Source organism: Bacillus cereus group sp. Bc010, assembly GCF_027716745.1.
Classification (GTDB): Bacteria; Bacillota; Bacilli; order Bacillales; family Bacillaceae_G; genus Bacillus_A; species Bacillus_A pacificus.
In genome coordinates, this window is the sequence record NZ_JAQFUY010000016.1 from 101,054 (window position 1) to 113,543 (window position 12,490).

Genomic DNA, 12,490 nt, shown 5'->3' on the forward strand with positions numbered 1-12,490 from the left:
CGTGATTGTACGATGGAACTATGGTTCACTGAAAAACAAACAAAACATTTTGGGATTACGGCGCGTATTAACCGCACATTACATACGGAGCAAACAGAATTCCAAAAACTTGATATGGTTGAAACGGAAGAGTTCGGAAACATGCTTATTTTAGATGGCATGGTTATGACAACAGAAAAAGATGAGTTCGTTTATCATGAAATGGTAGCGCACGTACCTTTATTTACACATCCAAACCCTGAAAACGTATTAGTTGTAGGTGGCGGCGATGGCGGTGTTATTCGTGAAGTGTTAAAACACCCAAGCGTAAAGAAAGCAACTCTTGTTGAAATCGATGGAAAAGTAATTGAGTACTCTAAACAGTACTTACCATCAATTGCAGGCGCGTTAGATAATGAGCGTGTAGAAGTAAAAGTAGGAGACGGTTTCCTACATATCGCAGAAAGCGAAAATGAATATGACGTAATTATGGTAGATTCTACTGAGCCAGTAGGACCAGCAGTAAACTTATTTACAAAAGGCTTCTACGCTGGAATTTCAAAAGCGTTAAAAGAAGATGGTATTTTCGTTGCACAAACGGACAACCCTTGGTTCACACCAGAACTAATTACAACTGTGTTTAAAGACGTAAAAGAGATTTTCCCAATTACTCGTTTATACACAGCGAACATTCCAACTTACCCAAGTGGTCTTTGGACGTTCACAATCGGATCTAAAAAACATGATCCATTAGAAGTAAGTGAAGAGCGTTTCCACGAAATCGAAACGAAATACTACACAAAAGAATTACACAATGCAGCATTCGCATTACCGAAATTTGTTGGCGATTTAATTAAGTAAGAGAATCGCACGGAACAAATAAAGTGTAAGTAGCTCATTTAAGGTGTTTGTCCAGAAGACTTGAACATGCTAGCTATTTACACTTCTGTAAAGAAAATTGTCTTCTTTTTATGAAACAGAAGACCCGGTAAATCGAGAAAGAGGAGCAACTCGCTCCAAATTTGAGAAATAATGAAAGGTTGGGATACCTTAAGTTCCACATAAGGAGGAAAAGAATATGCGTTTTGATGAAGCTTATTCAGGTAAAGTATTTATTAAAAGTCATCCAAGTTTTGAAGAGTCGAAGGTAGTTATTTATGGGATGCCTATGGATTGGACAGTAAGTTACCGTCCGGGATCTCGTTTTGGCCCTGCACGTATTCGTGAAGTATCAATCGGTCTTGAAGAATATAGTCCGTATTTAGATCGTGAACTAGAAGAGGTAAAATATTTTGATGCGGGTGATATCCCATTACCATTCGGAAATGCACAACGCAGCTTAGACATGATTGAAGAATATGTATCAAAACTTTTAGATGCCGATAAGTTTCCACTAGGTCTCGGCGGTGAGCACTTAGTGTCTTGGCCAATTTTTAAGGCAATGGCAAAAAAATATCCGGATTTAGCAATCATCCATATGGATGCTCATACTGATTTACGTGAATTGTATGAAGGGGAGCCTTTATCCCACTCTACACCAATTCGTAAAGTGTGTGATTTAATTGGTCCGGAAAACGTATATTCTTTCGGAATTCGTTCTGGAATGAAGGAAGAATTTGAATGGGCAAAAGAAGTAGGTATGAACTTATATAAATTTGACGTATTAGAACCGTTAAAAGAAGTATTACCGAAACTTGCAGGACGCCCAGTCTATGTCACAATCGACATTGATGTATTAGACCCAGCTCACGCTCCAGGAACAGGAACGTTAGAAGCTGGTGGTATCACATCTAAAGAATTATTAGATTCCATCGTAGCAATTGCAAATTCAAATATAAATGTAGTTGGAGCAGACTTAGTAGAAGTAGCTCCTGTCTACGACCATAGTGATCAAACACCAGTCGCAGCAAGCAAATTCGTGCGGGAAATGCTGCTCGGTTGGGTGAAATAAAAGCGGAATCCGCTGTAGCTGGATAAAGTAAGAGCCCTCTATATGATTAGGGGCTCTTATTTTGTCGTTATGTGTCGGTAAGTCGATATGTCTTGTCGAATCGTCGATATAATGAAAAAATCGTTGATATATTTTGAGTTGTGATCGATATATTTGAAAAATCGTCGATATAATTTCATTTACCATTACGTAACATGAAAAAGAGCTATTCCCAAACAACGGGAATAGCTCTTTTTCTTATGCAACCTTCTCTTCCGAAGTAATGCCGCGAATGTCATCAGCAGAGCGAATTGGATATTTACGGAACACGATTGATCCGATGTATCCAACAATCGTGGTAACGATTCCACATAATATAGCAGCAATTGTTACTTTTACAACGTCATTAAATCCGAATAAAACAAGAAGTCCTGGGATTGGTGATGCTGTTCCTGGTGCATTATTAACGAGCTGGAACAGAGATGTAATAATACCAGCAAGTGCACCGCCAACGAAGTTTGTCGCATAAATTGGAATCGGATTTGCTGAAACAACATCGGCTTGTGTTAAAGGTTCGATTGCTACAGCAATTGTATCTTTCTTTGAACAAATCTTTAGTCGTTTAAAGAAAATAAAGTTCATTGGGGCTGAGGCTGCTACGGCAAGACTACCAATTGCCATTGGTAAACCTGTTAATACAAGCATTGCAGTGAGTGCCATAGAACTCAGTGGAGAGGTAGAAATAACTGTTATTAATCCACCAAGCATAATACCCATGATAATAGGGTTTTCTGTAGTTGCAACTGAAATCATAGAACCGATTTTACCAAGTGTTGCGTTAACGAGCGGATCCATAAGCATTGCCATTCCGCGTGAGATTGGTGCAGCGATAAATAAAATTGCTAAAAACTCTACACCAGCCGGTAATTTCTTTTCGAGAAATTTCACGACAAAAGCACAAACGTATCCAGCGAAAAATCCTGGTAAAATACCGAATCCACTAGTAGCGATACCGATTAAAACAGCATATACGGGGGAAACACCGATTGCTAATGCGACTAAAATCGCTGCTGCGACACCGCTCATACTACCGGAAGCTTCTCCTACTGATTGTAAAAAGTCATTATGAAACATTTCTCCACCTATATAACGATGAAATGCTTCAATAAGAAAACTTGCGATTGCTGCATTAGCTAAAGCACCCATCGCCTTCATTCCGTAAGGCGCACGGTAACTGAAAAGTGTAAATAGACAAAGTACAACAAGTAATAGTGCTAAACCTTGCAAGATAGCCATTTGAAAACTGTCTCCTTTGATTTTTGTAATAAAAATTCGTATCATTCAATAATAATATAAAAGTTCATGAAACGGAAAAATTTTTTATTGGGAAATGGCTATAAGGTGAAAATGCCTTACAATAATGTAAGGAAAGTGTAAGACTTTTAGATAGAGTATAGTATGCCATTTTTCGTATAATAAAAGTATAGATATATGACTAGGGAAAAAGAAGTGCAAACAGGAGGTTCATGTATGAAATTGGTAATTAAAGTTTTAGCTGTATTCGCCATTATTCTAGGTGGAACAGCGTATTATTTGAACACAAAAACAGAAGGTGTACATGCTTTTGTAGACAACTTCTTTTCAAATAAAGAAATACAAGATTATTATGCGGTAGTAGATAAAGGTGAGAAAAAAGACGGAGAATACTTGTATACTTTTAAAGGGTATACAGAAGACGGAAAGTTACAGGTTATTAAAAGAATGATGAACCGTGAATTGCATACGGGTGCTTTTATAAAAATTTATGCAAAAGGTATGCAAGGAAAAGGATGGGCTGAAATCCCGAAAGAATCAATTCCGCAAAAAGCGTTGGAAAAAATAGAAAAACGATAAAAGGAGCGACTCATTCGCTCCTTTTTTAGTGCGTTAAAATAGTAATAGATGTTTTTTCTTTGTTAGAAATGATTTTTACACGTCCGCCAATTGGGAAAGTGAAAATCGGGGTTGTATGACCGAAACTTGCGTTTGCAATGATAGGGATATGTGCAAGCTCAGGCTTTGAAGCAATCATTTCTTGCATGTCTTCTATCGTACATTCTGCACCTTTTTGCATCTTTCCTATAACGATGCCTTTTACATGTTCAAAATCTTGCTGCTGCATAAGAGAATGTAAATATCGATCAAAAGTTTTAAGGGTAGCTCTCCCAGTTAAACTATCCTCTTCAAGAAATAAAATTTTATCCTTTAAGTTTGGCATATATGGTGTACCTTGCAATAAGTTCAATGTGCTCATATTACCACCAATAATCTCTCCAGTTGCTTCGCCCTCGTGAATTGAAACATATCCTTCATTCTTAATAAACTCTCGATTTTCCTGATCAATGTACCAAGAATCATCACTCCATGTTTCAGATGGTAGGACTTCAATCGGCTCATTAGAAGTTACGCATTTTACAAAGTAATCTGTTGTATACTCGAGCCCTTTCTCCATTCCAAATGAAGAGAAATGGGGTCCTGAATATGTAACGAGTCCTGTTTTAGTGTAAATTGCATTATTTAGTGCAGTAATATCCGAATAGCCACAGAAAAATTTCGGATTTTCTCGAATTAAATTATAATTGAGGTGTTTCAATAAACCGTTAGAGTTGTATCCGCCAATTGTCGTTAAAATGGCTTTTACATTCGGGTCTCTAAATGCTTCGTGAAGGTCTTGAACGCGTGAAGAAATAGAAGAGGAAGCAAATTTGTCTATTTCATCAGCATATGTTGAGAATGTAACGTGAAAGCCCATGTCGGTTAACCTTTTTACAGCAAGCTTCCTGTTTTCAGTTGAGACAATACTTAAACTACAAGATGGTGATATTACTCTAATTTCATCACCTTTTTTCAATTTTGTTGGTAGCACTTCATTCACCTCTTTAAATGAAAGAATATTTAGATTTAAAAAATATTTTATCATATGAAATAAAGAAAGTGAATTATGTTTTGAAATGGAGTTTTCCTGATTTTTCAGCAGACAGACAGAGGTTTTTTTTGATATGATAGGAAAAGTGATTTATTATAAGTAGTATTTAATATCTATAACAGTTGAAAGGTGTGCAAGACGTGGAGAAACAACTTGCAGGCTTGCCGGTACACGTTCATTTCGTAACAGAAATCCGTGAAGGGGCGAGGAAGGAAACCGTTGCTTTTGAAGCAAATGGTCAATACTATGTAAAAGGTCAAGGTACATACGTAACATTCCAAGAGCCGAACGAACAAGGCGAAGTGAAAACAATTATTAAAATTCAAGATGAACAAGTTCTCATTATGCGTTCAGGTGCTGTTTCTATGCGTCAAACGCATGTGAAAGGTGAATGGACAACTGGTACGTACACGAGTGAACTTGGTACGTTTGCATTGCAAACAAAGACTGATAACGTTCTTTTTAAATGGTCGGATGAAAAGAAAAAAGGACAACTCTTCTTAACGTACGCATTGCTTCTAAGTGAACAAGAAGCTGGCAGATATACAATTACGATTAATTTGAAGGAGGCAAAATAATGAATTCTTTAGAACAAGTAAAAGGATTAATTAAAGAAGAAATTCAAGCTGCTGTATTAAAGGCAGAATTAGCGACAGAAGAACAGATTCCAAATGTGGTATTAGAATCTCCAAAAGATAAGACAAATGGTGATTTCTCTACAAATATGGCAATGCAACTTGCACGCGTTGCGAAAAAAGCACCTCGTATGATCGCAGAAGAATTAGTTGCAAACTTCGATAAAGCAAAAGCTTCTATTGAAAAGATTGAAATCGCAGGTCCTGGTTTCATTAACTTCTACATGGATAATAGCTACTTAACAGACTTAATCCCAACGATCGTTAATGCTGGTGAAGCTTACGGTGAAACGAATACTGGTAAAGGTGAAAAAGTACAAGTTGAGTTCGTATCTGCGAATCCAACAGGTGACCTTCACTTAGGACATGCACGTGGTGCAGCAGTAGGTGACACGTTATGTAACTTATTAGCAAAAGCAGGATATGATGTATCTCGTGAGTACTACATTAATGATGCTGGTAACCAAATCCATAACTTAGCTCTTTCTGTTGAAGCTCGTTACATGCAAGCTTTAGGCTTAGAGAAAGAAATGCCAGAAGACGGATACCATGGTGCGGACATCATTGCAATCGGTAAGCGTTTAGCTGAAGAGTTTGGCGATCGTTATGCGAAAGCTGATGAAAAAGAAAGTTATGAATTCTACCGTGAGTACGGTTTAAAATATGAGTTAGCAAAACTTCAAAAAGACTTAGAAAGTTTCCGTGTTAAATTTGATGTATGGTTCTCAGAAACATCATTATACAAAAACGGAAAAATCGATCAAGCTCTTGCTGTATTAAAAGAGCGCGATGAGATTTTTGAAGAAGATGGTGCAACTTGGTTCCGCTCAATGACTTACGGTGATGATAAAAACCGTGTATTAATTAAAAATGACGGTTCTTACACGTACTTAACACCAGATATCGCGTATCACCGTGATAAATTAGAGCGTGGTTTCGATAAGTTAATCAACATTTGGGGTGCTGACCACCACGGTTACATTCCACGTATGAAAGCTGCTATTCAAGCGCTAGGTTACGATAAAGAAACACTAGAAGTAGAAATCATCCAAATGGTACAACTGTATCAAAATGGTGAGAAAATGAAGATGAGTAAACGTACAGGTAAAGCAGTTACACTTCGTGAGCTTATGGAAGAAGTAGGCGTGGACGCAATGCGTTACTTCTTCGCAATGCGTAGCGGTGATTCTCATTTAGACTTCGATATGGACTTAGCTGTATCAAAATCTAATGAAAACCCAGTATACTACGCACAATACGCTCACGCTCGCGTATGCAGTATCCTTCGTCAAGGTGAAGAATTAGGATTAGCTACAGGCGGAGACGTGAACTACAAACTTGTTACTTCTGAGAAAGAAGTAGAGTTACTGAAAAAACTTGGTGAATTCCCAGCAGTAGTTGCGGATGCAGCACAAAAACGTCTACCACACCGTATTACAAACTATGCATTTGAATTAGCAGCAGCATTACACAGCTTCTACAATGCAGAAAAAGTATTAAACCAAGATAACTTAGAATTAAGTAAAGCTCGCTACGAGTTAATGAAAGCTGTACGCACTACACTTCAAAACGCATTAGCAATCGTAGGAGTATCTGCACCGGAAAAAATGTAATGAAGAAAAGCGGAAGCGGCTCGTTCAGAATAGGAGGGGGATGGAGTTCCTGACAGAGAGGCGTACTTTGCCTCGGAAGAAGGCGCGAAGCCACCGAGTATTCTAGCCGCTGAAGCTGGACAATGAAGAAAAGCGGAGCCGACTGTTTAGTCCCGAAGGCTAAGGTTCTTTCCCACAGAAGATGCATTTTATCTTCTCGTGGGGAAGGTTCTTAGATGGAAGGGGCTAGGAGGCAGAGCTAGACATAGAGAAAAGCGGAGCCGATTTTTCGCTTTCAGTAAAAGGCAATCACACGATGTTGTGATTGCCTTTTTGTATGGAGATAATAAAAAAATAAAATTTTATCAAACAAAAGGAAAATTTGCGTCGTCTTATATAAATGACAGGAGGTTTATGATGGAAGAAAAGGTAGAAGAATTGATTGATATATATAAGCAGCAAATATATTCCTTATGCTATAAGTTAGCGAAGACGAAAGAAGACGCGGAAGATATTTTTCAAGAGACGTGGATAAAAGTTTTTTCATCGCGGCACCAACTTTCTTACGTGGAGAATCATAAAAAGTGGATTACTACAATTTGTGTTCGTACGTTTTATGATTTTTATCGTAAGAAAAAAAGATGGAAAGATCGAATGTTGGATTTGTTTCATAAAGAAGATGGTGGAGAAATAGACTTCTCGGATGAAGTGAATATATCAGAAGAATTTATTCAAAAAGTGGAAGCAGAAATGATACGGGAAGTTATACAGTTATTGAATGAAAAGTATAAAACTGTGCTCGTACTCTACTATTATGAACAATATTCTTATAAGGAAATGAGTGAAATATTAAATATACCGATTGGTACAGTGAAATACCGCCTTAATTATGCGAAAAAGCAAATGCGAGAACATTTGGAGGGGTTCGTTTATGAAGGAAGATAAATTTGAACAGAAGATAAAGAGTAGCTTAGCAGAAGAGATAACTCCAAGCGAAGAGCTGATAGATAACACGAAGCAGGGCGTGCGAAAGGCTCAGAAGTTAGAGAAGAGATGGGTGATTTATATTCACGCCATTTGGATTGTTTTATTAACAGTTGTTATAGAACAATTTGTCATTCATTTGGATCATAAAATTCCTATGTTGATAGCAATTGTGATTATGATGCACGTATACATTCCAATATATGTTGTCATACAGTCATTTTTAAAGAAGGAGTATAAATTACATGATAGAGTTCGCTAATCCGTTTGTAATATTTGAAGTAGCTGGAGTGACAATGTTTTTAGCTTTTATAGCACTTTTAATATGTGTTGCATCATGGGTATATACAGATGCTAAAGCACATCAAATGAGTAAAGGATGGAGTGTTTTAGCGGTTATATTGCCATTCTTTATCGGGTTTTTATTATATATGGTAAGAAGAAGTAAAAGGAAAGTTGAAGGAGAATATAAGATGAATTTTGTTAAAAAGCAGAAGGTAACATTAGTTGCGATATTGGCAAGTACGATGTTTGTATTACTTAGTGGCTTTACTTTTGCACAGACGTTAGATGATGCGTGGAGAGCAGGAGATATATATTTAGAAAATGAGAAGCAAGGAGAGACAAGTTACGAGGCAAAATTCTCATCATGGGATATTGCTGGGAAAGATATTGAACTTGAGTATGCAAAAGATACAGAAGTAACATTTTTTTATGAGACGGATGCAAAACGTGGAAATTTGTGCTTTAGCTTGTATGAAAGGCAAGGAGAAGGTATAAGAGAGTTAAAAGAGATCTGTAAATCGAAAAAAGGTACTTTTAAATTGACGTTGAAAGCAAATGAAAAATATGTATTGAATATAAGTGGATTAAAAGTAAAAGATGGTTTTGTAAAAGTGAATTGGGAAACAAAATAAAGGACCATGAGAAAGGCCCTTTATTTTATCGGATTGTATACGTAACCGAAAAGCTAACAGGACTATAGTAAACGTAAGGTGCATGAAATTGAACGTACATATTCCCATCTATTTTTGCAGTGAAAATTCGTCCGTATCCATCAGAATAACGTCCAATAAGATTATGATTTGAGTCATAAACACTGTAACTAGGAGTTTTGCTGTTAGGTTGAATTGTTAGCTCTTGTCCCTTTTGAAGGAAAATAGGTTCTTGCTCAGAACTACCTCCAGTTTGCAAAGAATAAAATTTCGTAAAGCTCTGTTCTTGAGTTGCGGCAGCAACTTTCGTTTCAGCAATAAAAGCGGTAGCACCAGTAATTCCTGCTAAAGTTAACGCACCGGCTAAAATCATTTTTTTCATAGTAGAAAAACCTCCTTATTAGTTGTAATCATTTTTGTTACAGTTAATATTGTATACGATAATGAGTAGGAGAAAATATGCTTTTATGCATATGTATTTTTTCTCAATAAAGACCACTGATAAAAATCAGTGGTCTTTTAAATGATTAAGCAGCTTTCTGTTCGGTTTGAGCAACAGGTTTTTGAAGAGTGTTATAAACACCAGTTCCGATAACTTCTAATGCCATTTTCATACGTTCAGGTGAAATATTCTCCAATACGTTATCTTGAGGTGTATGGTATACCTTCTCAATATGATAGATTAATGGATTCCAACTATCGACACCCATCCAGATGAATAGGGCGGCCGGAATCCCAACTTCAGCAAATGGCACGTGATCACTAGAGCCAAATTTCCCTTGAAGAACGAGGTCATTATTTAATTGTTTACCTGCTTGTAAGGCCGCGTCTGTTACAAGGTTTGGAGAACCGTTAGGCGTCATAGCATATAAATTCTTCGCCTTATCGTAATTTGTTGCAACCATGTCTGCGTTAAAGACACCTAAAATCCGGTCACGTTCTTTTTGGGATAGACTATTAACGTAATGATCAGAGCCAAGTAAGCCAGTCTCTTCAGAACCGAAAGCAATAAAACGAATTTCTTTATCAGTTTCTACATTTTGAAAAGCGCGTGCTAACTCTAATACTAACCCTGTACCAGAAGCATTGTCATTTGCTCCAGGTGCTCCAACGACACTATCATAGTGTGAACTTACAACGACAGCTTTTTCATTACCTGTACTATTTTTTGGTTTCTTTTTAGCAATGACGTTTAATGACGTTAAATTAGATTCATGTCTTGCTTTTAGGGAAAGAATTGTTGTCCCTTTTTTAGCGATTTCTTCTTTAAATGCATTTCCTTGTGCATAAGCAAGACCAAAGACAGGGATAGACTGTTTTTTCGTTAGGCGGGGATTGAAAGTTTGTCCGTAATTTCCACGTCCACCAATTAAGCTGTATAAAAGAACACCTTTTGCTCCTTTGCTAACAGCATTTTCAACTTGTTTATTATAGTCTGCAACTGTTGTTCCTCTTTCGAATAGAACGATTTTTCCGTTTACTTCATTTGGGATATCCTCTAATTTTGTCCCACCTTGAACAAAGATAAGAGGGGCTGTAACAGCCTCTGTAGAAATTAGTGTGTTAGGGGCAGCACCAGCTTGCCAATTACGTTTTGTGGATAATGGTGATTCAATAAATCCAACGTATTGATCCGGCACTTGGAATGGTTGATATTCTACTTCATAGCCCATTGATTTAAGCTGCATACCAACGTAGCGGGAAGCCCATTCCTCTGATTTTGTTCCACCGGGGCGAGGACCAATTGTTTCGGATAAGAAACGGATGTGTTCGATAGCACGGCTTGCATCAACTTGTTTTGTAATAGATGAAGTCTGTGTGATTTCTGACGTGGAATCAGCTTTGGCTTGTCCAATCGGGGCTAAGCTAACAGCGAGTGATACAGCAAGCAAAGAGCTTACTATTTTTTGTTTCAAAGATTTTTTCATTTCTTCCTCTCCTATTCTTCTATTCTCTCTGACTGACAAAAGAAGACGGATAACGACTTCATTTTACCTTTACCTTTATAGTTTTTCAATATTCTGACATTGAGAAATAAAAAAGTTATATGCATATTTACATATTTTTGACGGAGATATGTATGCTATCATTTTAAATGAAGGTTCGCTTTCTGCTTGGAAAGCTCCTACATTGCATGAATCTAGTGTACCCAAACTTTAGATTATGTAGAGAAAAGAATTCACTGTAGGGTTTCTTTTCTCGTGTTTGAATCATGTGATGATAAGTATGTTTCCGCATTTCATAATTATCATCAGTGATATATGTAAGGCATCCATATGAAAATACGAGGCTGTTCAAAGGTTTTCCGTACTTTTGGACAGCCTCACCCCGTTAAAAGGACGATACTCTATGTATCGTCCTTTTTTGTATAAAAAAACACCCCATCAAATATTCACTTGATGGGGTGTGAAAAACTATTAATAATATTTTTTTCGTTTTGTAGCTAAAATACTTAACAATCCAGCTAGTAGAAGTACGATACCTACTGTTTGAGTAGGATCTTTTTTGTGACCTGTATTTGGAAGTTCTTTACCCGTATTTCGGTCATCTTGCTGTTTGTTTATTTGTGTTTCAGGGTTACCTTTTTCTAGTTCTTCGGAAGTTCCTTTACCGTGTGCTTCAGGATTTCCTTTCTCTAGTTCTTCAGAAGTTTCTTTTCCTGTTTCCTCTTCTTTATTAGGAGGAGTAACTGGTTTCTCCTCTCCACCTGATGAAGAATCGATTTTTTTATTTGAAACTGTAATTTGTAGTGGTGTAGCTTGCGCTTTTTCAATTGTAAAGCTTATTGGTGATGCATCTAATTGATAGCCTGTAGGAGCCTTTGTTTCCACTAATTGATAATTACCAGGTTTCAAATCATTTACGATTAATTTACCATGCCCATCTGTTTTTAAACCTTCTCGTACTACTTTTCCATCTTGATTTAAAATATTGAAAATGGCACCTTCAAGTGTTCCATTGTGATCCATATCAACTTTCGTTAACTCCATTGAACCTGTTGTTAAACTATTTAAAGCAGTCACAGAAGTAACATGAGATTGTCCTTTCGTAATAGTGAAAGGAATTGGCTTAGCGTTTAAATCGTATCCAGTAGGAGCTTTCGTTTCAATAAACTGATAGTCTCCTGGACGTAAATCAGAAACAGAAATTTTGCCATCTTTATTAGTAGTTAAATCAGAACGAACGTCATTGCCGTTCATATCAACGATTTTAAATACTGCGCCTTCAAGAGTAACACCGTCGATGTCATCAACTTTCGTTAATTCCACAGCGCCCTTCGTTAAGCTATTCTTAGCGGTAACAGAAGCAGTAGCGGTTTGACTCTTTTCAACAGTAAAGTTGATAGGAGTTTGATTTAAGTCGTAATGAGTAGGAGCCTTCGTTTCAACGAATTGATAGTCTCCTGGACGTAAATCAGAAACAGAAATTTTGCCATCTTTATTAGTAGTTAAATCAGAACGAACGTCATT

General features: G+C 37.1%; 13 protein-coding genes. 8 read left to right on the forward strand and 5 right to left on the reverse strand.

What is annotated here, in order from left to right; translation table 11 throughout:
* Positions 1 to 12: 12 nt before the first annotated feature.
* Together speE and speB are read left to right on the forward strand one after the other, a co-directional pair.
* Entirely contained in the window at positions 13 to 840 is an 828-nt protein-coding gene (gene speE, locus PDQ68_RS17875) for a polyamine aminopropyltransferase (RefSeq protein ID WP_000424696.1), read from the forward strand.
* A gap of 217 nt (positions 841 to 1,057) precedes the next feature.
* Complete coding sequence (gene speB, locus PDQ68_RS17880; RefSeq protein WP_061184166.1) at positions 1,058 to 1,930, forward strand: agmatinase; 873 nt, start codon at positions 1,058 to 1,060, stop codon at positions 1,928 to 1,930.
* A gap of 237 nt (positions 1,931 to 2,167) precedes the next feature.
* On the opposite strand, the gene PDQ68_RS17885 is transcribed toward speB, so the two are convergent.
* A complete protein-coding gene (locus tag PDQ68_RS17885) occupies positions 2,168 to 3,205 on the reverse strand; it encodes a PTS sugar transporter subunit IIC (RefSeq protein WP_016719025.1) in 1,038 nt (345 codons plus the stop codon).
* 234 nt (positions 3,206 to 3,439) lie between these two features.
* Here PDQ68_RS17885 and PDQ68_RS17890 point away from each other — a divergent pair, with 234 nt between their 5' ends.
* The gene (locus PDQ68_RS17890; RefSeq protein WP_000779929.1) at positions 3,440 to 3,802 is read left to right on the forward strand and encodes a YxeA family protein; all 363 of its coding nucleotides are present in this window, start codon (positions 3,440 to 3,442) and stop codon (positions 3,800 to 3,802) included.
* A gap of 25 nt (positions 3,803 to 3,827) precedes the next feature.
* Here PDQ68_RS17890 and PDQ68_RS17895 read toward each other — a convergent pair whose 3' ends face one another.
* On the reverse strand, positions 3,828 to 4,814 hold the full coding sequence (locus tag PDQ68_RS17895) for a S66 family peptidase (RefSeq protein WP_061184167.1): 987 nt from the start codon (positions 4,812 to 4,814) through the stop codon (positions 3,828 to 3,830).
* Positions 4,815 to 5,014: 200 nt separating this feature from the next.
* Between PDQ68_RS17895 and PDQ68_RS17900 the strand changes: the two genes are divergently transcribed.
* From PDQ68_RS17900 to PDQ68_RS17920, 5 genes are all read left to right on the forward strand, one after another.
* Entirely contained in the window at positions 5,015 to 5,452 is a 438-nt protein-coding gene (locus tag PDQ68_RS17900) for a YwiB family protein (RefSeq protein ID WP_000414867.1), read from the forward strand.
* Complete coding sequence (gene argS / locus PDQ68_RS17905) at positions 5,452 to 7,122, forward strand: arginine--tRNA ligase (RefSeq protein ID WP_016719022.1); 1,671 nt, start codon at positions 5,452 to 5,454, stop codon at positions 7,120 to 7,122. The genes PDQ68_RS17900 and argS overlap by 1 nt, the downstream gene beginning before the upstream one ends.
* Before the next feature lie 396 nt (positions 7,123 to 7,518).
* Entirely contained in the window at positions 7,519 to 8,046 is a 528-nt protein-coding gene (locus tag PDQ68_RS17910) for an RNA polymerase sigma factor (protein ID WP_016719021.1), read from the forward strand.
* Complete coding sequence (locus PDQ68_RS17915) at positions 8,033 to 8,347, forward strand: hypothetical protein (protein WP_049111413.1); 315 nt, start codon at positions 8,033 to 8,035, stop codon at positions 8,345 to 8,347. Before PDQ68_RS17910 ends, PDQ68_RS17915 begins: the two co-directional genes overlap by 14 nt.
* Positions 8,331 to 9,002 (forward strand): hypothetical protein, encoded by a 672-nt coding sequence (locus PDQ68_RS17920; RefSeq protein WP_061184169.1) that lies wholly within the window; start codon positions 8,331 to 8,333, stop codon positions 9,000 to 9,002. The genes PDQ68_RS17915 and PDQ68_RS17920 overlap by 17 nt, the downstream gene beginning before the upstream one ends.
* A 25-nt stretch (positions 9,003 to 9,027) precedes the next feature.
* Here PDQ68_RS17920 and PDQ68_RS17925 read toward each other — a convergent pair whose 3' ends face one another.
* The 3 genes from PDQ68_RS17925 to PDQ68_RS17935 all read right to left on the reverse strand — a co-directional run.
* Positions 9,028 to 9,402, reverse strand: a complete 375-nt coding sequence (locus tag PDQ68_RS17925) for a hypothetical protein (protein ID WP_061184170.1) — start codon at positions 9,400 to 9,402, stop codon at positions 9,028 to 9,030.
* Positions 9,403 to 9,547: 145 nt separating this feature from the next.
* The gene (locus PDQ68_RS17930) at positions 9,548 to 10,948 is read right to left on the reverse strand and encodes a M28 family metallopeptidase (protein ID WP_061184171.1); all 1,401 of its coding nucleotides are present in this window, start codon (positions 10,946 to 10,948) and stop codon (positions 9,548 to 9,550) included.
* 489 nt (positions 10,949 to 11,437) lie between these two features.
* A partial coding sequence (locus PDQ68_RS17935; RefSeq protein ID WP_270786902.1) for an MSCRAMM family protein occupies positions 11,438 to 12,490 on the reverse strand: 1,053 nt, incomplete at its 5' end.